Origin of the sequence: Chromobacterium haemolyticum DSM 19808, assembly GCF_000711885.1 — a bacterium.
Taxonomy (GTDB): Bacteria; Pseudomonadota; Gammaproteobacteria; order Burkholderiales; family Chromobacteriaceae; genus Chromobacterium; species Chromobacterium haemolyticum.
Map to the genome: position 1 here is coordinate 42,137 of NZ_JONK01000020.1, position 23,706 is coordinate 65,842.

At 65.3% G+C, this 23,706-nt stretch carries 21 protein-coding genes; 11 read left to right on the forward strand and 10 right to left on the reverse strand.

Translation table 11 applies throughout. The features are described from left to right. The gene (locus BR71_RS13155) at positions 1–630 is read left to right on the forward strand and encodes a malonate decarboxylase holo-ACP synthase (protein ID WP_043638028.1); all 630 of its coding nucleotides are present in this window, start codon (positions 1–3) and stop codon (positions 628–630) included. Further along, positions 627–1,604, forward strand: a complete 978-nt coding sequence (gene mdcH / locus BR71_RS13160; protein WP_052370549.1) for a malonate decarboxylase subunit epsilon — start codon at positions 627–629, stop codon at positions 1,602–1,604. Before BR71_RS13155 ends, mdcH begins: the two co-directional genes overlap by 4 nt. A gap of 153 nt (positions 1,605–1,757) precedes the next feature. Here the strand turns inward: mdcH and BR71_RS13165 are convergent, their stop codons facing one another. From BR71_RS13165 to BR71_RS13180, 4 genes are read right to left on the reverse strand one after another with little or no spacing between them, the layout of a single operon-like run. Next, positions 1,758–2,213 (reverse strand): DUF3592 domain-containing protein, encoded by a 456-nt coding sequence (locus tag BR71_RS13165; RefSeq protein WP_043638030.1) that lies wholly within the window; start codon positions 2,211–2,213, stop codon positions 1,758–1,760. After that, positions 2,210–2,728 (reverse strand): DUF3592 domain-containing protein, encoded by a 519-nt coding sequence (locus BR71_RS13170; protein WP_081862652.1) that lies wholly within the window; start codon positions 2,726–2,728, stop codon positions 2,210–2,212. The genes BR71_RS13165 and BR71_RS13170 overlap by 4 nt, the downstream gene beginning before the upstream one ends. Before the next feature lie 7 nt (positions 2,729–2,735). Beyond that, entirely contained in the window at positions 2,736–3,173 is a 438-nt protein-coding gene (gene ruvX / locus BR71_RS13175) for a Holliday junction resolvase RuvX (protein WP_043594155.1), read from the reverse strand. Continuing rightward, positions 3,157–3,720 (reverse strand): YqgE/AlgH family protein, encoded by a 564-nt coding sequence (locus BR71_RS13180; protein WP_043638035.1) that lies wholly within the window; start codon positions 3,718–3,720, stop codon positions 3,157–3,159. The genes ruvX and BR71_RS13180 overlap by 17 nt, the downstream gene beginning before the upstream one ends. On the opposite strand from BR71_RS13180, the gene smc reads away from it, so the two are divergent. From smc to BR71_RS24640, 3 genes are all read left to right on the forward strand, one after another. Next, positions 3,719–7,339, forward strand: coding sequence for a chromosome segregation protein SMC (smc, locus tag BR71_RS13185; RefSeq protein ID WP_482764008.1), 3,621 nt, complete (start codon positions 3,719–3,721; stop codon positions 7,337–7,339). The genes BR71_RS13180 and smc overlap by 2 nt on opposite strands. Before the next feature lie 284 nt (positions 7,340–7,623). Next, entirely contained in the window at positions 7,624–9,000 is a 1,377-nt protein-coding gene (locus BR71_RS13190; RefSeq protein ID WP_043638040.1) for an MFS transporter, read from the forward strand. 8 nt (positions 9,001–9,008) lie between these two features. Next, complete coding sequence (locus BR71_RS24640) at positions 9,009–9,671, forward strand: energy transducer TonB (protein WP_052370550.1); 663 nt, start codon at positions 9,009–9,011, stop codon at positions 9,669–9,671. 105 nt (positions 9,672–9,776) lie between these two features. On the opposite strand, the gene BR71_RS13200 is transcribed toward BR71_RS24640, so the two are convergent. Continuing rightward, complete coding sequence (locus BR71_RS13200; RefSeq protein WP_019103187.1) at positions 9,777–10,244, reverse strand: MarR family winged helix-turn-helix transcriptional regulator; 468 nt, start codon at positions 10,242–10,244, stop codon at positions 9,777–9,779. Positions 10,245–10,519: 275 nt separating this feature from the next. Here BR71_RS13200 and BR71_RS24210 point away from each other — a divergent pair, with 275 nt between their 5' ends. The 6 genes from BR71_RS24210 to BR71_RS13225 all read left to right on the forward strand — a co-directional run bounded on the left by BR71_RS24210 (position 10,520) and on the right by BR71_RS13225 (position 17,563). After that, positions 10,520–10,813, forward strand: coding sequence for a hypothetical protein (locus BR71_RS24210; RefSeq protein ID WP_156038981.1), 294 nt, complete (start codon positions 10,520–10,522; stop codon positions 10,811–10,813). A gap of 13 nt (positions 10,814–10,826) precedes the next feature. Beyond that, on the forward strand, positions 10,827–12,005 hold the full coding sequence (locus tag BR71_RS13205; protein ID WP_043638042.1) for a cell division protein ZipA C-terminal FtsZ-binding domain-containing protein: 1,179 nt from the start codon (positions 10,827–10,829) through the stop codon (positions 12,003–12,005). 127 nt (positions 12,006–12,132) lie between these two features. Next, the gene (ligA, locus tag BR71_RS13210; protein ID WP_043638045.1) at positions 12,133–14,553 is read left to right on the forward strand and encodes an NAD-dependent DNA ligase LigA; all 2,421 of its coding nucleotides are present in this window, start codon (positions 12,133–12,135) and stop codon (positions 14,551–14,553) included. A 14-nt stretch (positions 14,554–14,567) separates the two neighbouring features. Continuing rightward, entirely contained in the window at positions 14,568–15,992 is a 1,425-nt protein-coding gene (locus BR71_RS13215; protein WP_043638048.1) for a tetratricopeptide repeat protein, read from the forward strand. 74 nt (positions 15,993–16,066) lie between these two features. After that, on the forward strand, positions 16,067–16,939 hold the full coding sequence (gene galU, locus BR71_RS13220; protein ID WP_043638050.1) for a UTP--glucose-1-phosphate uridylyltransferase GalU: 873 nt from the start codon (positions 16,067–16,069) through the stop codon (positions 16,937–16,939). Positions 16,940–17,020: 81 nt separating this feature from the next. Further along, the gene (locus BR71_RS13225; protein ID WP_019103182.1) at positions 17,021–17,563 is read left to right on the forward strand and encodes a hypoxanthine-guanine phosphoribosyltransferase; all 543 of its coding nucleotides are present in this window, start codon (positions 17,021–17,023) and stop codon (positions 17,561–17,563) included. Between the two features lie 216 nt (positions 17,564–17,779). On the opposite strand, the gene BR71_RS13230 is transcribed toward BR71_RS13225, so the two are convergent. The 5 genes from BR71_RS13230 to BR71_RS13250 are packed head-to-tail and all read right to left on the reverse strand — an operon-like array spanning position 17,780 to position 23,645. Then, a complete protein-coding gene (locus BR71_RS13230; protein WP_052370551.1) occupies positions 17,780–18,595 on the reverse strand; it encodes an ABC transporter ATP-binding protein in 816 nt (271 codons plus the stop codon). Next, complete coding sequence (locus BR71_RS13235) at positions 18,588–19,574, reverse strand: FecCD family ABC transporter permease (RefSeq protein ID WP_052370552.1); 987 nt, start codon at positions 19,572–19,574, stop codon at positions 18,588–18,590. The genes BR71_RS13230 and BR71_RS13235 overlap by 8 nt, the downstream gene beginning before the upstream one ends. Beyond that, positions 19,571–20,362: a heme/hemin ABC transporter substrate-binding protein gene (locus BR71_RS13240; protein WP_043594143.1), complete on the reverse strand. Its 792-nt coding sequence runs from the start codon at positions 20,360–20,362 to the stop codon at positions 19,571–19,573. Before BR71_RS13240 ends, BR71_RS13235 begins: the two co-directional genes overlap by 4 nt. Further along, a complete protein-coding gene (locus tag BR71_RS13245) occupies positions 20,352–21,395 on the reverse strand; it encodes a hemin-degrading factor (protein WP_043638053.1) in 1,044 nt (347 codons plus the stop codon). The genes BR71_RS13240 and BR71_RS13245 overlap by 11 nt, the downstream gene beginning before the upstream one ends. A 60-nt stretch (positions 21,396–21,455) precedes the next feature. Further along, positions 21,456–23,645 carry a TonB-dependent hemoglobin/transferrin/lactoferrin family receptor gene (locus tag BR71_RS13250; RefSeq protein ID WP_043638055.1) on the reverse strand — a complete coding sequence of 730 codons (2,190 nt, stop codon included), beginning with the start codon at positions 23,643–23,645 and terminating at the stop codon, positions 21,456–21,458. Positions 23,646–23,706 lie beyond the last annotated feature (61 nt).

The window sequence follows — 23,706 nt, forward strand, 5'->3', positions numbered from 1 at the left end:
ATGCCTTGTTGGCGGGCGCATGATCTGCTGCGGGTGGGCGATGTCGCCGGACTGCGCTTGCCGGCGGGACGGCCGGACTGGCTGGCCGCGGGCCGGCCATTGGCCGATCTGGTGGTGGTGCGGCGCGATGTGCGCTCCGGCGGCGACATCCCCGTGGGCTTGCGCGCTTGGCGACGGGAACAGCGGCTGGCGGCCTGGCTGGCGCCGGAGGCGGTGGCGAAGCGGCTGAGCCCGGAAAGCCTGTTGGCGAGGCTGGACGATTGGAGCGGTTTCAGGCAGCCGGCCCTGTCGGCGCTGGCCGCGTTGCGGCCATGGATGGACGCGTGCGGCTGGGCCTGGGGGCCCACGGGTAGCTGCGGCTTTGCACTGGCCAGCGGTTTGCCGCTGCTGCGCGCGGACAGCGATCTGGATCTGCTGATCCGGCTGCCGAGCCGGCCTGACCCGGCGCGATTGAACGAGCTGCGGCGTTTGAATGCGTGGCGGGGGTGCCGGCTAGACGTGCAGATCGATGTCGGCCATGGCGGCTTCGCGTTGGTGGAATGGTTGTCGGCGCGTGGCGACGTGCTGTTGAAGACCGGGCGGGGGCCGCGCTTGCTTAGCGATCCCTGGAGGTGGGAGGACGGCCTGTGAGTGTGCTGTTTGCTTTTCCCGGACAAGGAGAGCGGCATGCCGGCATGCTGCGCCGCTTGCCGAATCACCCGCTGGTTGCGCAAACCTTGAGTCAGGCGGAGGAGATTCTGGCCGTCGATCCGTTGGTTCTGGATGGGGCGGCGGCCTTGCGCTCGACCCGCGCGCATCAGCTTTGCCTGCTGATCGCCGGCGTCGCGGCGACGCGCTTGTTGGCGGTCTCAGGCTGGCGACCGGCGATGGTGGCGGGGCTTTCCATCGGCGCCTGGCCCGCGGCGGTGGCGGCGCAAGGGCTCAGCTTCGACGACGCTCTGTGTTTGGTGGCCTTGCGCGGCGAATTGATGGAGACGGCTTTCCCCGCCGGCTACGGCATGCTGGCGGTGACCGGTTTGAGCCAAGCGCGCTTGGAGAGCCTGATCGCCGCGATACATAGCGCGGCGACGCCGCTGTATCTGGCCAATCTGAATAGTGATGTCCAGTTCGTGGCCGCTGGACATGAAAACGGCCTGATGGTGTTGGAGACAGCGGCCAAGGCGGCGGGAGCGCGAGCTTGCCGCCGTCTGGAGCTGGGCGTGCCGTCGCATTGCCCGCTGCTGACGCCGGCGGCCGAAGCATTGCGGGCGGCTATCGCCGGCGTGGAAATACGCGCCCCGGCCGTGCCCTATCTGAGCGTCGGACGCGCGCGGGTAGTGTTCGGCGCGGAGGCCCTGGCCGATGATCTGGCTTTCAATATGGCGAGGCAGCAGCGCTGGGCTGACGCGGCGCGCCACGCGTGGGAACGCGGCATGCGCATCTTGCTGGAGCTGCCGCCGGGGCGGGTGTTGAGCGGCCTGAGCCGGGAGACGTTCCGCGAGGGGAAAGTGCTGGCGTGCGAAGCGATGGATCTGGCGGTGCTTAGAGCCAGTTCAAAATCTAGCGAGCAAGAGCGAGACAAGGCGAAAACGGCTGAGAAAGCGGAATGGTCAAGTGGTACATGAGCATTTCGAAGCGGTACTCATCGTGTCACGCCTCGCGAAGCGCAGCAGATTATGAACAGACTCTTACGAACCTGTTCAAAGTCCTTTGAGTTCAAACAGGCCCTTGGCTACGAGCATCGATGAAGGATCGTTGCTCGCGGGTTGCGGTACTTGTCAGCGCCGCAGCAGCCATAGGCCGACAAGGACCACCAGCGCGCCCACGGCCTGGGCCAGCCACGCCGACCAGTGCTTGCCTGGTTCCAGGCAGGCCTCCTCTGGGTTTTGCGGATTGTAAAACACCTGCACGGCTTGGCTTGCCGGGTAGCGCTGAACGATTTCGAGCGCTTGTTGATCGCTGCTGCCGTAGCCGGGATTGGGGAAGCGCAGCCGCTCGGCGCGGTGGATACGGCCGGCCACGCGGTATTCATAGCGTACGACGGCGCGGTATTCCCTGCGATCCGAGCTGTCGCCGCCGCGAATAGGTCGCCAATCCACTTCGCTGGAGACAATTTGGCCGACGACGCTGGGCCAGCCGGCGGCTTCTTGCGCCTTGGCGGACTGCTGCCACAGATAGACGGAAATGGCCAAGCCGATGGCGATGACCAGCAGGGCGATGACTTTTTCGCTCATGGGGCGCGGATGCCTCGGTGAACGCGCCGGCGCGGCAGCGGCAGCTTGGCCCGCAGCCGATACAGCAGCGCCCAGCCGAACAGCGCGCTTAGCGCCGCCAGGATGAATTTGGCGCTGCCGATATCGCTGTCCCCGCCCTTGATCAGCACGGACTCGGCGGGGCTGCGCGGATTGTAGTAGACGGTGATCGCCTTGCCGGCGGGAAAGCGCCGCGTCAGGTCGTCGGCGTTGCTGCGGTCGCCGGGCAGGGCGTTGTCGACGGCGAACAGCCGGTCGCTGTGGTAGACCTGACCGCGCACCGTGTACAGGTATTGCACATGCGGCTGCCAGTAAAGTTGATCGGGGTGTTCGGCGCTGGACACTACCAGCATGCGGCTGCTCTCCACGTGGCCCGGCGCGTTGCGCCATTCGCGCAATTGATGGCTGGGTGTCAGCAAGACCGCGATCAAGCCCAGCAGGCTGGCGAGAAAGGCCAGCATCAGCGCGCTGACCCGGGCTTGCGGCGAGAGTTTCATGATGGGGTCAGACGGCTTGTCCGGGGTGCTCGAACCAGGTCAGCAGAATGGCCTGGGCCGCCACCTGATCCAGCGCCGGCTTCTGCTTGCGGCCGCGCACGCCTGCTTCTTCCAGCATGGATTCGGCCACCACCGAGGTCAGCCGTTCGTCCACCAGCCACACCGGCAGGCCGTAGCGGCCCTTGAGCCGGTTGGCGAAGCGGCGCGCCAGTTGCGTCATCTGGTGTTCGGTGCCGTCGATGTGCATCGGCAGCCCCACCACCAGCTGCGCCGGCCGCCATTCCGCGATTAAAGCGGCGATGGCGGCGAAGCGCGCGTCGTTGATTTCCGTGTCTATGGTGATGAGCGGGTGGGGAATGCCGAGCAGGGTGTCCCCGACGGCGACGCCAATGCGGCGCTCGCCGAAGTCGAATGCCAAGGCGCAACCTTCAGGCATGGCCGACATCCGTGGACAATAGGGAAGGATCGAAGCCCAGCAGCGCCATCGCGGCGTCGTAGCGCTCCTCGCAGGGCAGTCCGAAGATGATGTCCGGCCGCGCCGGCACCGTCAGCCAACCGTTGTCGGCGATTTCCTGCTCCAGCTGACCGGCGCTCCAGCCGGAATAACCCAGCGTGATCAGCATGCGGTCCGGCTGCTTGTGGTTTTCGGACACCGCCATCAGCACGTCCTTGGACGTGGTCAGCGCGATGTCGTCGGTGACCAGCAGGCTGGATTGCCAATTGCCCACCGGCATGTGCAGCACAAAGCCCCGGTCCGGCTGCACCGGGCCGCCGAAGTAAATCGGCTCGGCGCGGAGCGAGTCGCCGTCCAGCGGCAGATCGATCTGATCGAACAACTGCGCCATGGCGATGCCGGAAGGCTTGTTGACGATCAGGCCCATGGCGCCGTGCTCGCCATGCTCGCAGACGAAGACCAGCGAGCGAGAGAACAGCGGGTCCGCCATATTGGGCATGGCGATCAAGAATTGATTGGACAACGATAGCGGTTCCATGCGGCCATTATGGCATAAGTGGGCTGTCTGGGTAGATGCGGCTGCGCGACGCGCAACAGGTCCGCGCGCGACGCGCGGCCGGCGCGGGCAACTGCTAAAATGCCGATTTTCGCCCAGCCATTGCGAGGACATCTTGCGTCTCACCCACATCAAGCTTGCCGGTTTCAAGTCATTCGTCGATCCCACCAGCATTGCCGTGCCCGGTCAACTGGTGGCGGTGATCGGCCCCAATGGCTGCGGCAAGTCCAATGTGATAGACGCGGTGCGCTGGGTGCTGGGCGAGTCCTCGGCCAAGCAACTGCGCGGCGAATCGATGCAGGACGTGATCTTCAACGGTTCGTCCACGCGCAAGCCGGTTAGCCGCGCTTCGGTGGAACTGGTGTTCGACAACGGCGACGGCGCGCTCACCGGCGCATGGGGTCAGTACGCGGAGGTGGCGATCAAGCGGGTGCTGACCCGCCAGGGCGAATCCAGCTACTTCATCAACAACCAGCAAGTGCGCCGTCGCGACATCACGGATCTTTTCCTCGGCACCGGCGTGGGTGCCCGTGGCTACGCGGTGATCGAGCAGGGCATGATCTCCCGCATCATCGAGGCGCGGCCGGAAGAACTGCGCGCCTATCTGGAAGAAGCCGCCGGCGTGTCCAAGTACAAGGAGCGCCGCCGCGAAACCGAACACCGCATCGCGGACACCCGCGCCAATCTGGAACGCATCGCCGACTTGCGACAAGAGCTGGAGCGGCAGGTGGAGCGCTTGTCCGAACAGGCGGAGGTGGCCGCCCAATACCACGATCTGCGCGGCGCGCTGACCCATAAGCAAAACCTGCTGGCTCTGGCGCGACGGGAAGAGGCCGCGCGCAACGAGGCGGCGGCGCGCGGGGAACTGGCGCGTATTGAAACCGAAGAAGCGGCGCTGGAAGCGGCGGTCACCCATGTGGAGGCCGAGTCCGAAACCGTTCGCGAAAGCCATTTCGCCGCCAGCGACGAAGTGCACGAGGCGCAGCAGCGCTTGTTCGAGGCCAACGCCCAACTGGCGCGGCTGGAAGAGGCGCAGCGCCACCGAGAGCAAAACCGCGCCCGCGTCGACCGAGAGCTGAGTGCCGTGCGCACCGAGCGTCAGGTGCTGGCCGAAAGCCGCGGCCAAGTGAAGGCTGAGCTGGACGATTGGCTGCCGCGGCGCGAAGAAGCGCAGATGAGGCTGGAAGAGGCGCAGATGACGCTGGAAGACGGCGCCGACGAATTGCCCACCGCCGAGTCGGAATACCGCGCGATAGAGCAGCAGCTGAACGGGCTGACCGCGCAGCAGGCCAAGCTCAGCCGGGATCGAGACCTGGCGCGCCAGAACGGCGAGCATCAGCGTCGCAATCTGGAGCAGCTGTTCGGCCGCGAAGACGCGTTGCGCCGAGAACTGAGCGATTTGAATCTGCCGGACCAAGAGCGGCAGCAAGCCGCCGCCGCCGAAGTGGAACGCGCGCGCGGCGCGCTGGAGACGGTGCGAGGCCGGCTGGTGGCCGACGAGGCCAAGCAGGCGGACCTGGCCGCCGAGCGCGAAAAACTGGACGAACAACTGGCCGCGCTGCGCGGCGAACAGGCGCGGGCCGAGGCCGAGGCCGCCGCGCTGGCCGGAATGCTGGCGCGCGAGGCGGCCAGCGAGCAATTGGACGGCTGGCTGCAGCGCCGGGGCCTGGCCGAGGCGCCGCAGTTGTGGCAGAGCCTGCAGGTGGAGCCTAAATGGCAGCCGGCGCTGGAAGCGGCGCTGGGCGAACGCCTGGCCGCGCGCGCCGCAGCGCTGTCCGGCGAATTGCCGCCGGCGGCGCTGGCGTTGGCGGACGGCGCGACGGCGCGCGACTGGGAAGCGGAGCGCTCGTGGCCGACGCTGTTGCAACAGGTGCGAGCCGCCCAACCCTTCCAGGCCGCCTTGCAAGACTGGCTGGCCGGCGTCTACTTGGCCGGATCGTTGGACGAGGCACTGGCCTTGCGCGAGCAATTGCCGACCGGCGCTTGCCTGCTGACGCCGGAAGGCCACCGCGTTTACGCCGCCAGCCTGTGCCTGCACGCCGAAGCCGGCGGCGACGGCCTGATGGCGCGCAAGGCGCTGTTGGAAGCGGCCCAGGCGCGCTTGGAGACTTTGTCGCCGGAAATCGACGCCTTGCAGCGGCGCCGCGAATCATTGCAAAGCCGCGGCGGCATGCTGGCCGAGGCGGTGCGGGCGCAAAAGGGCGCGTTGACCCGTTTGGAGGCGGAGCTGAACGCGGCGACCCTGGAGCACGTCAAGCTGGACCAGGCCGCGCGCCAGGGCGCGGCGCGGCTGGCGGCGATCGAGGCCGAGCGCCGGCGCATCGCCGAAGAGGGCGAATTGGCGCGCCAGAGCATCGCCGAAGCCGAAATGCTGGGCGAAGAGACGGCGTTGACGCTGGAAGAACTCACGGTGCAATTGGAGGACATGCGAGTCGACCGGCTCAATGCCGAGACGGGTTTGCAGTTGGCGCGCAACAAGACGCGCGACGCCGAGCGCATGCTGCACGAGATCAAGCTGGAAATGAGCACCGCCGAGCAGAAGGTGGCGGAACTGGCGCGGCGAGGCCGCGAACTGGATGAGCGCGATCAGCAACTGGCCGAGCGTTTGGAGACTCTAGCCGAGGAAGCCGAGGCGGTGGAGGAGGCGGTGCCCGAAGAGGCCTTGCAACTGGCCTTGGCCGAACGCGAACAGCGCGAGCACAGCCTGGGCGCGGTGCGCGACCGGCTCAACGGCCTGACCGAGAAACTGCGCGAATTGACTCAGCAACAACAGCAAGCCAACGCCGCTTTGCCGGCGCTGCGCGAAGCGCGCTCGGACTGGTTGCTCAAGCACCAGGAGGCGAGGCTGGCGATGGAGCGTTTCGCCGAAGAACTGGCCAGCGCCGGGGCCGACGAAGCCGCGCTGATGGCCGATCTGAGCGAGTCGGTGAAGCCGAACGCGCTGGCCGCCGAGATCGCGCGGCTGGCGCGCGCGTTGGAAGGGCTGGGCGCTGTCAACCTGGCGGCGCTGGAAGAGCTGGATGAAGCCAGGAAGCGCGGCGACTACCTGGCCAATCAGTCCGAAGACCTGAATCAGGCAATGGCCACCTTGGAAGAGGCGATCGCCAAGATAGACGGCGAAACCCGCGAGATGCTGCAAGCCACTTACGATGCGGTCAACACCAAGATGCGCGAGTTTTTCCCCACGCTGTTTGGCGGCGGCCGCGCCGAGCTGGTGCTGACCGGCGAGGACTTGCTGGACGCCGGCGTGCAGATCATCGCCCAGCCGCCGGGCAAGAAGAACAGCACGATTCACCTGCTGTCCGGCGGAGAAAAGGCGCTGACTGCGATGAGCCTGGTGTTCTCGCTGTTCTCGCTGAACCCGGCGCCGTTCTGCCTGCTGGACGAGGTGGACGCGCCGCTGGACGACGCCAATACCAGCCGTTTCTGCGATCTGGTCAAGCAGATGTCGGAGCGAACCCAGTTTCTCTATATTTCTCATAACCGCCTGACCATGGAAATGGCCGAACAACTGGTGGGCGTGACCATGCAGGAACAGGGCGTCAGCCGCATTGTGGCGGTGGACATCGTGGAAGCGTTGAAAATGCGGGAAACCGCCTGAGAATCTGTTCAAAGTCTGCGGCGCTTCGTGAAGCTTTGCACGGTGAGTGCAAGCTCAAAATGCTCATGCACCACTTGACCATTGCGCTTTCTCAGCCGCTTTCGCCTTGTCTCACTCTAGCAGGCGAGGCTTTGAACAGGCTCTGAAGGCTCGAGCTGCCCGCAGACTGTTTTCATTAGTTTCGGTTTGACGGCGCGCAAACTGTAGCGCGCGCGCGAATGGCATACTGCGCAGCTTCCCGGCGGCAGCGGCCGCCGGACGATATCATTGCTGGATGAATAGGCATGACCGTAAGCATCAAGCGTTGGGAGCCTGAAAACCCTATTTTCTGGCTGCGCCGCGGGCGGCGCATCGCCAATCGCAATCTCTGGCTGTCCATCCTGTCGCTGCACCTGAACTTCAATATCTGGATGATGTGGAGCATGGTGGTGGTCAACCTGCCGGCGGTCGGGTTCGCGCTCAGCAATCAGCAGCAGTTCCTGCTGGTGTCGATTCCGCCGCTGGTCGGCGCCTTGATGAGGCTGTTGTACTCATGGATATGGAGCTGGGTGGGCGGCGGCCTGTGGCTGGGCATTTCCACCTTGCTGCTCTTGCTGCCGGCTTTGGGCGTGGCCACGGTGGTGCAGGATATTTCGACGCCGTTTCCCATGCTGTTGCTGGTGTCCGGCTTGTGCGGCATCGGCGGCGGCGCTAGCGCTTCCCATCTGTCCAATACCAGCTTTTTCTTTCCCAAGGCGGCCAAAGGGCTGGCGATGGGGTTGAACGCGGGGTTGGGAAATCTGGGCGTGTCGGTGGCGCAACTGGCGATCCCGGTGGTGATTCTGCTGCCCTTGTTCGGCGCGGCCGGCGGGCCGCAGATCTGGGGCGTTGGCGGCGCCGTGCACCCGGTGTGGCTGCAGAACGCCGGGTATCTGTGGCTGCCCTTCATCATCGTCATCGCGCTGGCCTGCTTGCTGTACGCGCATGATCTGCCCAAGCTGCGCATCACGCCGCATGATCAGCTGGACGCGATGCGCGATCCGCACACTTGGTATATCTGCCTGCTGTACATGGGCAGCTACGGCACTTTCCTCGGCTTCGCCGCCGCCTTTCCTCTGCTGGCGCGCAATATGTTCCCGCTGATCGATGTCACGCCCTACGCCTTTATCGGGCCCATGGTCTGCGCCTTGTCGCGGCCGCTGGGCGGCTGGATGGGCGACCACATCGGCGGCGGCATCGCCACCATGCTCAGCAACGGGGTGATGGCGCTGGCCACCGTCGGCGTTTATCTGAGCATGCCTTCCGCCGGCAACGGCGGTTCGTTCTGGCTGTTCCTCGCCATGTTTCAGTTGATTTTCTTCGCTGCGGGCGTGGGCAACGGTTCGTCTTTTCAATTGGCGCCCAAGGTTTTTCTGTTGCAAGCGGGCCAGCGGGCCAAGGCCGCGGGTCTGGACGTTGCGGAAGCCTACGCGCGCGGCGGGCGGCGCGGCGCGTCGGCGATGAATGTCAGTTCGGTGATGGCGGCGTTCGGCGGCTTCGTGATTCCCAAATCCTTCGGCAGCGCGCTGGCCGCCTTCGGCAGTTTCCTGCCGGCTTTCGGCATGTTCTTTGTGTTTTATCTGGTGTCCATGCTGGTGGCCTGGTGGCATTACAGCCGGCCGGGCAGCCGGATGCGTTGCTGAGGCGAAAGATGGGCGCGCGCCCTGTCTGTTGGGCTTTGTTGGCGTCGCTGGCGCTGCATGCCTTGCTGTTGTTCGCTTGGCAATGCCGTCCGCCTCAGCCAAGCGTGGCTGCGTTGACGCTGAGACTGGCGCAGCCCGCGGGCGGACCTGAGCCCGTTATCGCTCAAAATGCGGCCAAGGCCGGGAATCAGGCCGGCAACAAGGTTGAAAATAAAGCGGCGGCCAGGCTACGCCCCAAGCCAAGCGCCCGTTTTGCGGTGCCTCCGCTTTTACCTGAGGCCGGCCTGGCCGGGCCGGCGACAAGCGCCGTTGAGTCCGCCGGCGACAGTGGTGCGAAGAGCGGGGCCGCCGCGCAGCCGGGGGGCGGCGGCATATCGCAGGGCGGCGCGGACAGCGTGGCATTGTACCGCGCGGAATATCTTAACAATCCGCCGCCGGAATACCCGGAACGCTCGCGGGAAAACGGCGAGCAGGGCACGGTTTTACTGCGGGTGAGCGTTAGCGCCGCCGGCCGCGCCGGCGAGGTGACGGTGGCCGTCAGTAGCGGTTATCCGCGGCTGGACCGAGCGGCCAAGGCCGCGATGGAGCGTTGGCGCTTCGCGCCGGCCAAACGCAATGGCCAGGCGGTGGATTCGGTGTTGATGGTGCCGGTGCGTTTTCAGAGCCCTTGAGCCGTGGGCGCGGCCGGAATTGAAAATGCAATGGCGGCGAGGGCGCGGGCCGCATCGCGGGGCCGCGTCTCGCCGCCGGGTAAAGGGCGGTGACGGCTGGAGAGATTAAGCCGTGACTTCTTCCTGTTCCTCCAGCGCCAGGCTGAAGCCTTCGCGCAGACGGCCCAGTTCCTGGCAGAAACCGGACAGGTCGTGTTCGCCAAAGCGTTTGAAGGCGATCTGCATATAGTCGATATGAGCGGGGAAGGCCTGATCGAACAGACGTTCTCCGTGTTGGGTCAAGGAAACGAATACGCTGCGGCGATCGTTTGGCTGCATGGTGCGGGTAACCAGACCCTTGTCTTCCAGCCGGTCGATGACGCCGGTCAGCGTCCCTTTGGTGATCAACGTGCGGTCGGACAGCTCCTTGCAATTCATGCCCTTGCTATGGCCCAGGGTGGCGACCACGTCGAATTGCGGCGGAGTCAGGCCCAGCTGACGAATGTGCTGGCTGGCAAACTGTTCGAATGCCTGGTAGGTGCGCGCCAGCTCGTGGACCACCGGAAGGAAACTGGCTTGAGAAGTGTTTTTCATCGATCTATCCCTTGCTTTCCTAAGCAGTGTTTAAGACGATTTGGAATCATTCATTTGCATGAACACGAAATATTCTGGCACGAGATATTTCAGAGCGCCCCTGTCAGAAATGTCATCTGCCGGACCTTTCGGCACTGAAAATGACGTTCCGCTTCCATTTGGCCCGCTTGCGGCGGGCCGATTCGCGACGTACAACGGCTGGCTGGAGCCGTTCTACGCGGTCTGATGGAACCAGCAGGGGCGATTCGGCATCCAATTCAGGTTGAGAACCCGGTTTGAAGCGCCAAATTGCCCGCATCAGCTATCGCCCCGGCTTGATTTACGCTGGCGGCAAGGCATTTACGGCTAAATTGCCGCCAAATGATGCGCAAGCTGAGGCTTTCGTTATAATAACCGTGGTCTATCGCCGTTCTCGACTGGCCGAAACGCCAGATTCGAACGGTTTTGTTGCCGAATACTTAAAGGGAGGCTGTCGGCCCGGCTATTGCCGAATGACGCCGCATCGCGCATTGAGAGATGCGCCGGCGCGCGGCGAGGAGGCTGCCGACGGCTTCGATTATTCGCCTTAATGCGGACTGGCTGATGAGCGAATTACAGATTGGTGTATTGATACTGGGCGGCGCGGTGATCGCTCTGGTGTACGGATTCAATGCTTTTCAGGAATGGCGTTTTCGCAAGAAGACTCGCCAGGCCTTTACGCGCGGCCACGACGACGTGCTGCTGGACGTACCCAAGAACAATGTGCGCGACGGCGTGAGGCAGGACCGGATGGAACCGGTGCTGGTGGACGCCTCGCCGGAGCCGGACGATTACGCCGCGGCTTACTTTGAGCCGCAAATCCCCGTGGAGCCGGCGCGAGCCGAGCCTGACCGGCCGCGCGAGGCGGTCTTCGACGCGGTGCCGGTGGTGGAGGAAGAGGACGAAGCCCCGCAGATGGACTCCGCTGATCACCAGGCGCTGGTGGTGGCGATGCTGGACCCGTCTTTGGATTTCATCGCCGAAGTGGTGTTCCATGCGCCGCACGAGCTGGCGGCGATTCCGCGTTTCAACGTGGGCAAGCGCACCCAATTGATAGGCCGCACGGAAAAAGGCCTGTGGAAGCCGGCCGAAGCCCTGCCTGGAACCCGTTACAAGCAGATCAACGTCAGCATGCAGATGGTGGATCGCAGCGGTGCGGTAACTGAGCAGGAACTGGCCGGTTTCTGCCAACAAGTATCGCGTTTCGCCGAGGAGCACGACGCCGCGGTCAGCTTCCCGCAGCGTCAGCAGAAGCTGGTGGCGGCGCGCGAACTGGACCGTTTCTGCGCCGACGTGGACGTGCTGATCGGCATCAACATCGTGCCGCAGGGGCCGATAGAAGGCACCCGGCTGCGCAGTTTCGCCGAGGCCGCCGGCCTGCAACTGGAGCCGGACGGCGCCTTCCATTACCTGGCGGACTCCGGCAACACCCTGTATTCGCTGATGGCGGCCGACCAGATGCCGTTCACCTTCCACACGCTGCTGGACAAATCCTTCCCGGCGCTGACTCTGTTGTTCGACGTGCCGCGCGTGGCCGGCGGGGTCGAGGTGTTCGACCGGGCCGTGTATTTCGCGCGCCAGTTGGCGCAGGAGTTCGACGCCCAACTGGTGGACGACAACCGCCGTCCGCTGTCCGACGCCGGCCTGACCCGCATTCGCGACCAATTGCTGCACATCTACGGCAGCATGGACGACCGCGGCATCGCCCCCGGCAGCGTGGCCGCGTTGAGACTGTTTGCCTGAAGCCGGCAGGAAGCCCCGGTGTCGCCTTGCTGTCCAGCCGCTACACTGGGGTAATTGGCCCGCTCGATAATCTTCCGTTTCCAAGGCCGGCGCCACGCCGGCTTTTTCTGTTTGAGCCCGACTGAACATGAACACCCTCACCCCGCAACAGCGCGTAGCCGAACTGCATCAACTGCTGAATCGCTACGGCCACGAATACTATGTGCTGGACGCGCCCACGGTGCCGGACGCCGAATATGACCGCTTGTTCCGGGAGCTGCAGCAGCTGGAACAGGAGCACCCGGAACTGGCGAGCGCGGATTCGCCTACCCGACGCGTCGGCGGCGCGCCGCTGGACGAGTTCCAGCAAGTGACCCACAGCGTGCCCATGCTGTCGCTGTCCAACGCGTTTTCCGATATGCAGCTGAGCGAGCGCGAACAGCGCCATGAGGAACTGCTGCAGTTCGATGAGCGGGTGCGCAAGGGCCTGGACGCCGCGGAGGTGGAGTACGCCACAGAGCCCAAGTTCGACGGCCTGGCGATCTCTCTGCTTTACCGCGACGGCGTGCTGGTCCAGGCGGCTACTCGCGGAGACGGCGTGACGGGCGAAAACGTCACCGAGAACATCCGTACCGTGCGCGCGATTCCGCTGCGTTTGCCGGCTGGGGCCGCCGTGCCCAGCCTGCTGGAAGTGCGCGGTGAAGTGTTGATGCTGAAACAGGACTTCGACAAGCTCAACGCCGAGCAGGCGGCGCGCGGCGACAAGACCTTCGCCAATCCGCGCAACGCCGCTGCCGGCAGCCTGCGTCAGCTGGATTCGCGCATCACTGCTCAGCGCCGCTTGTCCTTCTTCGCCTATTCCATCGCTCAGGTGGAAGGCGCGGACTGGCCGGCCAGCCACAGCGCTGAAATGGCCTGGTTGCGCGAGCTGGGCTTCCCGGTGGTGGCCGAGGATTTGCGGCCGGTGGTGCGCGGCGTGGATGGCTTGATCGCTTATTACGAGCAGGTGAGGCAGCGACGTCCCGGCCTGCCTTTCGATATCGACGGCGTGGTGTACAAGGTCAACCAGCGCGCCTTGCAGGATGAACTGGGCTTTGTGTCGCGCGCGCCGCGCTGGGCCATCGCCCACAAGTTTCCGGCCGAGGAGGCGCTGACTCAAGTTGAGGCGATCGAGGAGCAAGTGGGCCGCACCGGCGCCATCACCCCGGTGGCGCGCTTGAAGCCGGTGTTCGTCGGCGGCGTCACCGTCACCAACGCTACCCTGCACAATGAGGACGAGGCGCGGCGCAAGGATGTGCGCGTCGGCGATACCGTGATTGTGCGCCGCGCCGGCGATGTGATCCCCGAGGTGGTGTCGGTGGTGCTGGAGCGCCGGCCAATGCAGCCGGCAGCCGGAGGCGATCTGTTCAGCGCCGGCGAAACGCCGCAATACCCCGCCTATCGTTTGCCGGCGGTCTGTCCGGTATGCGGCAGCCACGTGGTGCGCGAAGAGGGCGAGGCGGTGGCGCGCTGCTCAGGCGGCTTGTCCTGCCGCGCGCAGCGCAGCCAGGCGATTCAGCACTTCGCCGGCCGCCGCATGATGGATATCGACGGTCTTGGCGAACGCTATATCGACAAGCTGGTGGAGTACGACTATGTGCGTGGCGTGGCCGATCTGTATCGGCTGACGCTGGAAGACTTGCTGGAGATGAAGCGCCGCGCCGATGAGGACGAAGGCGTGACTCCGGAAACCGTCAAGGCGGGCAAGGTGGCGAGCAAGTGGGCGGAAAACCTGATCGAGGCGATCGCCGCCAGCCGACGGCCGCCGCTGGCGAGGTTGTTATTCGCGCTGGGCATCCGCCATGTGGGCGAATCCACCGCCAAAACCCTGGCCGATTGGCTGGGGACGATGAGCTTGATCCGCCGTTCGCCGGCGGCCTTGTTCGCGGCGTTGCCGGATATCGGCGGCGTGGTGGCGGAATCGCTGGCGGACTTTTTCGCCGAAGCCAATAACGAAGCCGCGCTGGACGCGTTGTTGAGTCATGTCGCCCCGGCCGACGAGCACGCGCCGTCCCCGCGCCTGGCCGAGCGCCTACAGCCGGCCGTGTTGCTGGCGCGGCTGGACATTCCGCGTTTGACCGAGGTGCGCAGCCAGCAATTGGCGGCGCAGATAGACGGCCTGGCCGCCTTGGCCGAACGCGAGCGGCGCGCACTGCTGGATCTGGAGTTGCCGGCCGAGGTGATCAACGCGCTGGCCGACTGGCTTGATTTGCCGGGCAAGCGCGACAGCCTGCGCGCCCTGGCCGCCTTGGTTGACGAGATCCTGGCGGCGCTGCCGGCGCAAGCCGCGTCGGCTGGCGTGCTGGAAGGCAAGACCCTGGTGCTGACCGGCACGTTGCCGTCCATGAGCCGGGATCAGGCCAAGGAGCTGATAGAGGCCGCCGGCGGCAAGGTGTCCGGCAGCGTCTCCAAGAAAACCCATTACGTCGTCGCGGGAGCGGAGGCCGGCAGCAAGCTGGCCAAGGCGGAAGAACTGGGCGTGGCGATTTTGGACGAAGCCGGCTTGCAAGCCTTGCTGGCCGGAGAGTAAGCCAAGGAGCGGATATGGCGGACCAAGCCTTCGAACAAGGCAATCAATTCGCGGCGGAAGGCCGCTGGCGCGAGGCGGAGCAGGCGTTTGATCAATGTCTGAGGCGGAACGCCAAGGATTGGCAGGCGCTGGCCAACCGCGCCAACGCCCGCCTGCGCCAAGGCGACAGCGCGCGCGCGCTGGACGACTACCTGGCGGCCGCCGCGCTCAATCCGCAGTCCGTCAACATCAAATGCAATCTGGCAGTGCTGCTCAAGGAATTGGGCGAATTGGAGCTGGCGGAGGCGCTGTTGCGCGAGGCGCTGGCGGCGGAGCCCGAGCATGCGGACGCCTGGAGCAACCTGGGCGTGGTTTTGCAGCACCGCTTGCAATATCAGGAAGCCATCGCCTGCCATTTGCGCGCCATCGAGCTGGCCGGCGTCAGTCCAGCGCGATGCAACAACCTGGGCTATGCCTGCACCTGCGCCTTATTGCTGGACGACGCCATCGCTGTGCTGCAAGGCGGTCTGGAACTGGACCCGGAAGACGCCAATCTGCGTTTCAGCCTGTCCATCGCGCTATTGCTGGCCGGCCGCTACGCCGAGGCCTGGCCGTATTACGAGGCGCGCTGGGAGGCCATTCTGCAGCCGCGTCACCGCGATCGGCGCTGGCAAGGCGAGGCGCTGGGCGCATCCACCTTGCTGCTCTGGGCTGAACAGGGCTTGGGCGACAGCCTGCAGATGGCGCGTTTCCTGCCGCGGTTGCGAGCCGAGCACCCGCGGGCGCGCCTGCTGTTGGCCTGCCCCAAAACCTTCCACCGCCTGTTCGCTCAATTCGACGGCGTGGAATTGTTGGAGCCGGAGGCCGCGCCGGTGTTCGATTGCCAACTGCCGCTGATGTCCTTGCCCGGCGTATTGGGCGTCACCTTGGACAATCTGCCGGCTCAGCCTTATCTGGCTGCGACGCCGGCCGCGACAATCCCGCCTCGCAGCGGCGGCCGTCCGCGCGTCGGCGTAGTGTGGGAGAGCGGGCAATGGGGCGTGGGCAAGGCCGATCATTGGCGTCGCCACAAATCGGTGCCGCCGGAAGAGTTCGCCGCGCTGTGCCGGCTGCCGGGCATCGATTTTGTTTCCCTGCAGCCGGGCGAGCCGCCTTCGGTTTTGCAAGGTTTGTTGGCCACGCCGGCCTTGAGCGATTTCGCCGACACCGCCGCCTGGGTGGCGGAGCTGGATCTGGTGATCACCGTGGATACCGCCGTCGCCCACCTGGCCGGGGCGATGGGCAAGCCGGTTTGGGTATTGATGCGCGCGGAAAGCGCGCCCTTCTTCCTGGCCGCCGGCGAGCGAGCCCCGTGGTACGACTCGATGCGGGTCTGGCGTCAGGCGGAGGCCGGCGTTTGGGGGCCGGTGCTGGAAAGCGCGGCTCAGGCGCTGGCGCGGGGTTTTCCCGCCGGTTTGTGAGGCTGGGACTTTCACCAGCGGGCCGCGGCGCGGTAGAATGCGCGCCTGTCAACGCTTGTTAACGAGAAATGGGTATGAAAAAAATCACGAAAGCGGTCTTTCCCGTTGCCGGGCTGGGCACCCGCTTCCTGCCGGCCACCAAGGCCAGCCCCAAGGAAATGCTGCCGGTGGTGGACAAACCGCTGATCCAGTACGCGGTGGAAGAGGCGATTGCCGCGGGCATGACCGAGCTGATTTTCATTACCGGCCGCAACAAGCGTTCGATTGAAGACCATTTCGACAAGGCTTACGAGCTGGAAACCGAACTGGAAAACAAGAACAAGCAGAAGCTGCTGGAAACCGTTCAGGGCATTATTCCGCCGTCGGTGTCCTGCATTTTCATCCGTCAGACCGAGGCGCTTGGGCTGGGCCACGCCGTGCTGTGCGCGCGACCGGTGGTAGGCGACGAGCCGTTCGCGGTGATCCTGGCCGACGACCTGATTGAAGGCGCGCCGGGCGCGATGGAGCAGATGGTCAAGCTGTTCGACGAAACCCATGCTTCGGTGCTGGGAGTGGAAACCGTGGCACCGGAAGAAACCAGTTCCTACGGCATCGTCAAGGTGGCGCCGGACGCGCGCGGCCATCAGCAAGTCGAGCACATTGTGGAAAAGCCGCGTCCGGAAGTGGCGCCGTCCAATCTGGCGGTGGTGGGCCGGTACATCCTGACCCCGCGCATCTTCGACAAGTTGGTCAACACCACGGCCGGCGCCGGCGGCGAAATCCAGCTGACCGACGGCATCGCGGCGCTGATGAAGGACGAGCCGGTGTTGGCGCTGCCGTTCAAGGGCGTGCGTTACGACTGCGGCTCCAAGCTGGGCTATCTTAAAGCCACGGTCAATTACGGTTTGCAGCATCATGAGGTGGGCGCCGAGTTCGCCGCCTATCTGCGCTCGCTGGCCAAGAACTAATCGTTTTTTCAATCACGCCGCTCCTGTTTTTTGATGATATGGGCAAGAGCGGCGTTTGCGTGTGTGAATCAAGGAGTCATCATGCCCAATATTGCCGAGGCCCGTGGCCTGATCAACAGCTCCGACGTGCTGTTTACCGCCGAGGAAGTCAGCGCGGCCGTTGACCGCATGGCGGTGGAAATCACCGAGGAACTGGGCGAAACTTATCCGCTGGTCTTGTCCGTGATGGGCGGCGCCGTGGTGTTTACCGGCCAGTTGCTGCCGCGCCTGGCTTTCCCGCTGGACTTTGACTACGTTCACGTGTCTCGCTACGGCGACAAGACCCAGGGCGGCGAGCTGGTGTGGAAACAAGCGCCCAAGGAAGATGTGCGCGACCGCGTGGTGCTGGTGTTGGACGACATCCTGGACGAAGGCCACACCATGGCGGCGATCCGCGACAAGGTAATGGCCATGGGCGCCAAGGCCTTCTACAGCGGCGTGTTCGCCAACAAGCTGATCAGCAAGGAAAAACCGATGCTGGCGGATTTCGTCGGTCTGGACGTACCGGACCGCTATGTGTTTGGTTACGGCATGGATGTGCGCGGCGCCTGGCGCAATCTGCCGGCGATCTACGCGTTGAAATAAGCGTAACTCGATAGCGAAAAATCCCCGGCTTGCTTGCGCGAGCCGGGGGTTTTTATTTTTGGACCGGGTCTCAGAGCGTGTTTACGCTCTTGCGAGCAAGAGCGAGACAAGACGAAAACGGCTGAGGAAGCGGAATGGTCGAGTGGTGCATGAGCATTTCGAAGGGGTGCTCACCGTGCAACGCTCCACAAGGCCCAGCAGATCGTAAACCGGTTCTCAGGCCCCGGCTGCCAGTGCCGTGGGCTTTTGTGCCTGCGCCAAGGCGGCGTTGACCTGCCAGTCGTTGCCGTTGCGCTGCAAACGCACTGGCCAGCGGTAGACCGCCAGCAGCCGCTCCGGCGTCAGCACCTGTTCCGGCGCGCCGGCCACCACCAGCCGGCCCTGTTCCAGCAAGGCCACGTGGTCGGCGTAGCTGGCGGCCAGCGCCAGATCGTGCAGTACCTGCACCACGGTGCGGCCCTGGCGGGACAGCTCCAGCAGCAGTTGTTGCAAGCGGTGCTGGTGGCGCAGGTCCAGGTGATTGGTGGGCTCGTCCAGCAGCAGCACCGGCGCTTGCTGCGCCAAGGCGCGGGCGATGGCCGCGCGCTGGCGTTCGCCGCCGGATAATTGATCCAACCGTTTGTCGGCGTAATCGTCCAGCTCCACCGTGCCCAGGGCATCAGCCACCGCGCTTTTGTCCTCAACCCGCGGGCGAGAGAAAGCGCCGAGGTAGGGCACGCGGCCCAGCATTACGAACTCGCGCACCGTCAGCGGAATGCCGGAGGGAATGTGCTGCGGCACCCAGGCGATGCGGCGGGCGCGCACCGCCGGCTCCATGCGGCCGACGCACTGGCCGGCCAGGCGCACCGCGCCGGCGCTGGGCGTGTCCAGGCCGGCCAGCAGCCGCATCAAGGTGGTTTTGCCGGCGCCGTTGGGGCCTAGCAGCGCGCTGACCCGGCCGGTGGGCAAATCCAGGTTGATGTCGTCCAGAATCCGCTTGCCGCCGATGTCGCAGGCCAGCTGGCGCACGCACAGGGTTGTGGTTTCAGCCATTGATCAGACTCCTTTGTTGTCGCCGGAACAGCCATACGAAGAACGGCGGGCCGGCGAATGCCGCCATCAGGCCCACAGGCAGATCAATGGGCCAGGCGATGGTGCGCGCCAGCGTGTCCACCGCCAGCAGGAACAAGGCGCCGGCCCAGGCCGACAGCAGGATCAGCCTGCGGCGGCAGCCGCCCATCAGCAGGGCCAGCGCGTTGGGGATCATCATGCCGACGAAGCCGATCACTCCGGACAGCGCTACCGCGCCGCCGGTGGCCAGCGCCGCGCCGACGGCGGTGAGCCGGCGGGTGCGACGCACGTCGATGCCCAGGGATTGGGCGGCGTCTTCGCCCAGTAGCAGGCAGTCCAGATCGCGGCCCACCGCGATCAGGATCAGCAAGCCCAGAGCGGCTACGCCCAGGCAGGCCAGCAGCCGTTCCGACGAAGCGGAGGACAGATTGCCGGCCAGCCAGCTGGTGGCGGCGCGCAGGGTCAGGTCGTCGGACATGAAAATCATCAGGCTGGTGACCGCGCCGCAGAAGGCGCCCACCACTAAGCCCATCAACAGCAGACCGGCCAGGCCGCCGCGGACCAGCCGCGACAGCAACAGGATCAGCCAGGTGGCCAGCAGGCCGCCGCCAAAGGCGGCCAGCGGCAAGGACAGGCCGGCGGCGCCGACGGCCAGCATGCCGACCACCGCCAGCGCCGCGCCGCTGGAGGTGCCGATCAGGCCGGGGTCGGCCAGCGGATTGCGAAACAGGGCTTGCAGCGCAGCGCCGCTGGCGGCCAGCGCCGCGCCCACGCCCAGCGCCGCGGCGATGCGCGGCAGCCGCAGCTGGGTCAGCAGCGGATCGTTGAAGTCCGGCCAGGCCAGGCCGTTGCCGCCGCTGGACAAGGCCAACAGCGGCAGCAGCAGGCTGGCGGCGATCAGGCCCAGCAACAAGCAGCGGCCGCGGTGGGGCGTGGCGGCGTCCAGGGTCAGCGCGCTCACATTTTCACCATCTGATCGACTACCGCCGGGCTGTTCAGGCCCACCATCATCGCGTCCTTGGCCGGCAGCAGGTAGATGCGGCCTTGTTTTCCGGCCGGCGTGGAAGCGATTTCCGGCCGTTTGGAGAAGGCCTCCTTGCCGCCGTGCACCGCGCCGGTGTGGCTGCCCAGAATGATCACGTCCGGCCGCAGGCTCTGCCAGGCGTCGCGCGCCATCGGTTTGAAGCCGGACAACTGGCTGGCGACGTTGACGCCGCCGGCGGCGCGGATCAGGGTGTCGGCGGCGGTGTCGCGGCCGGCCACCAGTTGGCCGTCATAGCTGACCAAGTAGCGCACGCCGCGCGCCGGGCGCGGCGTCATCTCGCGCTGCCAGCGGCTGGCCAGTTGCTGGGCGTGGGCGTCGCGGCCCAAGAGTTGCCCCACTTTGCGGATCGCGTCGGCGAAATCCGCGCCGTCCTCGCGGCGCGTCACTTCCTCGGCGCGCACCTGCAATTGGCGCAGCTGGGCCCACACCGTGGGCGGTTGCGCCTCGGCGCTGCCCAACACCAGAGTGGGTTTGAGCCGGGCGATGGTTTCGGCGTTCAGCGCGCGGGAGAAACCCACCACTTGCGCCTGGGCCAAAGCCGGCGCTTTGCTGGAACGGTCGCGGCCGACGACTTCCTTGCCGGCGTCCAGCGCCACTACGATATCGGCGATGTCGGGAGTCATGACCACGATGCGTTGTGCTGCCCAGACGGGCAAAGCGGCAGCCAGGCCCAGCAGAGCGGCGAAGGCGAATTTAGGCGACATCGGCGCGCTCCAGTACCGGCAGTTCGCCCAGCAGTTTGATCCATTCCACGCGTTCCGCTTGGCCTGGCTTGCGCTCGCCAAAGAAAGTGGCCAGCGACAGGCCCTGGTCGTCGAACAGTTCCAGCGAGGTCACCACGCCGTGGTCGCCCGGCTTGCGGGTGACCCAAGCCTCGGCAATCAGATCGGTGCGCAGATGCAGGTTGAAGTGAGAGTCCAGCACATTGAGCCAGTTGCCGACGATCTGCACATTGCGCACCGGTCCGGTGTGGATCTGGATCATGCCGCGGTTGCCGGCGAATACCATGATGGGGGCTTCGATATGGGCGGCGCGGCGCAGCAATTGCTCCACCGCTTCCGGCAGCACGCGCCAGGCCTGGCCTTCAGGCGCCAGGCGAAAGCCTTGTTGACGGGACACGCCCCAGCGGCGCAGGAAGGGGTGGAAGGCGTGCACGTCTTTAAGGCTCCGCCATTCCTGCTGGAAGCCGGCCTTGTCGATGGCCTCGTCGTCCAGCTCCTCCGCTTGGGCTTCCAGAGGGTCTATCCGCAGCGCTGTCTTGGGCGCGGCGAAGGCCTCCACTAGGCGCTGGTAGGCGATCACGTCGCTATTGGCGGTGAGATAGATCTTGTGCACCGCTTCGCCGAAGCGGTCGAAGAATTGCAGGCTGCGCTGTTCGCCGCGCGCGCCGGTCGTGGTGACCGCGAAGGCGTGCTGCCAATGGAACAGGAAAATGCGCAGGTCGATGACCGGGTTGATGGCCAGGCCGATCTTGCCGTCGATCTGCACATTGCGGTAATCGCCGGTGGTTTCATGCACGCAAGCGTGATTGCGCGTTAGCGCCATCACCGGGCCCAGGTGGCCGATCTGGCTCAAGATGTCGTTCCAATGCGGCTGCAGGGCTTGGCTCGCCGGATCGGCGGCCACCAGCTCGGCTTCGCTGACCCCCAGCGCGTCGGCGGCGTCGCGCGCGCGCAGTTTCGGCTGGCTGGCTTTCAGGATTTGGAAGCGATCCCACAGCTGGCTGAAGTCGGTCATATTCGGGTTCTCCTTGGAGCGATCAAAGGCGGGCGCCCGCCAAGGGGCGGGCGCTCGCGGTCAGAAGGTGTATTCGACGCTGGCGCTGACATTGCGGCCAGGCTGAGTGAACAGGTCCAGCGTGCGGTCGCTGCTGGTCTTGCCGCGCACGTCGGCGGCTTTCCAGTATTTCTGGTCGAAGACGTTGAACACGCCGGCGCGCAGCACCGTGTTCTTGGCCGGCTTCCAGTAAGCGGTCAGGTCCAGCACGGCGTAGCCGGGGGCCTTGAACGGCGGGGAGGTCTGGCTGCTGCCCAGTTGCTCGATATTGGGCAGGCGGTTGTTGGCGCTCGCCAGTTTCAGCAAGGCTTCGGCGCCGAAGACGGCTTGGTCATAGCGCAGGCCCAGCGTGGCGTTCAGCGGGGTAATGCTGGCCAAGGGCTCGTTCTTCTGCTTGTTCTGGCCATGGGTGTAGGCGATGGACGCCATCGCGCGCCAGCTCGGCGCGAAGCGCCAGGCGGCGCGGCCTTCCACGCCCTTGATCTCGACTTCGCCGATGTTCTGGTATTGGAAGGCGGACAAGCCGTTGATCATGCCGATGTCGGCACGATCGATGAAGTCCTTGTAGCGGTTGGCATAGGCGGTGACGCCGAAGTCAACGCTGTCCCACTGGCCTTTCAGCCCCAGTTCCACGCCCTGGCTGCTTTCAGACTTGAGATTGGGGTTGGGCAGCACTTGATAGCGTTGAATCAGGTTGGTGAAGGCCATATTGGCGTCGTCGAACGGCGGCGCGCGAAAGCCGGAGGAGAACTGCAGGAAGCCGGTGTAGTGATCGGCGAACGGCAGGCTCAGGCCCAGCTTGGGCGAGAAGGCGCTGTCCTTGAAGGTGGGCACCTGATAGTTCTTGGAGTTGCCGTTGGCGAAGGCCTGGTCCGGCTGCGGCGTCATCTTGTAGTGGTCCCAACGCAGAGAGGGCGAGGCCACCAAGCCGTTGCCGAACTTGATCTCGTCCTGGACAAAGAGACCGATGCGCTCGGAGCGGCTATCCGGGAAGGTCTTGTTGGGGTAGGTTTCCCCGTCGACGATATTGCTGGTGCTGCCGTTTGGATTGTATTGGGTCTTGATGCGCGGACGGCTGGTGTCGGTGCGGCTCAAGTCCGCGCCCCACAAGAGCTGGTGTTTGGCGGACAGCGCCTGGAAATTGTGCTCGGCTTCCAGGGTCAGGCCATAGCTATCCTGCTTGAAGCCGTAGTCGGACAAGATGCGCAGACCGTTGCTGCGCCATTCCGTGTTGGTGTCGGCATTGTCCAGCTTCTGATAGTAGGCTTTCACCGCCAGCCGGTCGAAAGCGCCCAGCTGCTTGCCTTCCCAGGCCAGCGACGCGCGGTCGCGCTGGGTGCGGTCTTTGGCCTGATTGTTGGTGACGACGTAGACATTGCGTCGGGCGGGGCCCAAGGCGTTGAGCAGATTGCTGTCGGTGTCGCGCCGGTAGTGCTCCAGCGTCAACTCCAGCCGCTGATTGGCGGCCGGCTTGAAGCCCAGCTTGGCCAGCACATTGTCGCTGTCCCAGCTTTGAGGATTCGGCTTGGTGCGCAGCGTGCCGCTGCTGTCGTTATTGCCCTGATTATCGGTTTCATGGCCGTTGCGGTGGGTGTAGAGCACCATCAGATCGCTGCGCTCGCCCTTGACGCCCACGCCGGCGCTGCTGCCCCAGCCATTATCGGCGGTGCCGCCAAAGCCCTTGACGCTGCCCCCCACGCCTTGCTCCTCCGGGACGAAATCGTCCACGGTCTTGGTGCGGTAGCCCACCACGCCGCCGATGGCGTCGGAGCCGTACAGGCTGGAGGTGGGGCCTTTGACGATGTCGATGGCGCGCAGGGTTTCCAGTTCCACGTAGTCGCGGCCGGAAACGGCTCCGTTATTGCTGCCGCCGCCGGCATAGGACTCCGGCAGGCGGATGCCGTCGATCAGCATCAGGATGCGGTTGCCGTCTATGCCGCGGATGGTGTAGCCGGCGTTGCCGCGGCGCGCCGGATCGGTGGCCACTTCCACGCCGGGTTCGTATTTGACCGCGTCGGCGATGTCGCGCACCAGTTGATCGTCCAGTTTGTGGCGCGAGATCACGCTGGCGTTGGGGGCGGTTTCCGCCAGCGGTTTGCTGCTGCGGTGAGCGGTGACCTGAACGGTCTCCAGTTCCGCCGGCGTTGCCGCCAGCGCGGGCCAGGCTGCGGCCAGGCTCAAAACCAAGGGGGTGGCGCGAAATAAGGCCATGGAAACTCCAAACTTCCTAAGGTTGGGTGCTTCCGCTGGCTGGCTGATTTTGGCTGGCTTG

Bases quoted from the DNA above. Each gene is read 5' to 3' on its own strand.
- BR71_RS13215 (WP_043638048.1), top strand. From the start codon at position 14,568: ATGGCGGACCAAGCCTTCGAACAAGGCAATCAATTCGCGGCGGAAGGC.
- BR71_RS13250 (WP_043638055.1), bottom strand. From the start codon at position 23,645: ATGGCCTTATTTCGCGCCACCCCCTTGGTTTTGAGCCTGGCCGCAGCC.
- BR71_RS13200 (WP_019103187.1), bottom strand. From the start codon at position 10,244: ATGAAAAACACTTCTCAAGCCAGTTTCCTTCCGGTGGTCCACGAGCTG.
- BR71_RS13245 (WP_043638053.1), bottom strand. From the start codon at position 21,395: ATGACCGACTTCAGCCAGCTGTGGGATCGCTTCCAAATCCTGAAAGCC.
- galU (WP_043638050.1), top strand. From the start codon at position 16,067: ATGAAAAAAATCACGAAAGCGGTCTTTCCCGTTGCCGGGCTGGGCACC.
- BR71_RS24640 (WP_052370550.1), top strand. From the start codon at position 9,009: ATGGGCGCGCGCCCTGTCTGTTGGGCTTTGTTGGCGTCGCTGGCGCTG.
- BR71_RS13180 (WP_043638035.1), bottom strand. From the start codon at position 3,720: ATGGAACCGCTATCGTTGTCCAATCAATTCTTGATCGCCATGCCCAAT.
- BR71_RS13205 (WP_043638042.1), top strand. From the start codon at position 10,827: ATGAGCGAATTACAGATTGGTGTATTGATACTGGGCGGCGCGGTGATC.
- BR71_RS13170 (WP_081862652.1), bottom strand. From the start codon at position 2,728: ATGAAACTCTCGCCGCAAGCCCGGGTCAGCGCGCTGATGCTGGCCTTT.
- BR71_RS13190 (WP_043638040.1), top strand. From the start codon at position 7,624: ATGACCGTAAGCATCAAGCGTTGGGAGCCTGAAAACCCTATTTTCTGG.
- ligA (WP_043638045.1), top strand. From the start codon at position 12,133: ATGAACACCCTCACCCCGCAACAGCGCGTAGCCGAACTGCATCAACTG.
- BR71_RS13155 (WP_043638028.1), top strand. From the start codon at position 1: ATGCCTTGTTGGCGGGCGCATGATCTGCTGCGGGTGGGCGATGTCGCC.
- BR71_RS13165 (WP_043638030.1), bottom strand. From the start codon at position 2,213: ATGAGCGAAAAAGTCATCGCCCTGCTGGTCATCGCCATCGGCTTGGCC.
- BR71_RS13225 (WP_019103182.1), top strand. From the start codon at position 17,021: ATGCCCAATATTGCCGAGGCCCGTGGCCTGATCAACAGCTCCGACGTG.
- BR71_RS13240 (WP_043594143.1), bottom strand. From the start codon at position 20,362: ATGTCGCCTAAATTCGCCTTCGCCGCTCTGCTGGGCCTGGCTGCCGCT.
- ruvX (WP_043594155.1), bottom strand. From the start codon at position 3,173: ATGTCGGCCATGCCTGAAGGTTGCGCCTTGGCATTCGACTTCGGCGAG.
- smc (WP_482764008.1), top strand. From the start codon at position 3,719: ATGCGGCCATTATGGCATAAGTGGGCTGTCTGGGTAGATGCGGCTGCG.
- BR71_RS13230 (WP_052370551.1), bottom strand. From the start codon at position 18,595: ATGGCTGAAACCACAACCCTGTGCGTGCGCCAGCTGGCCTGCGACATC.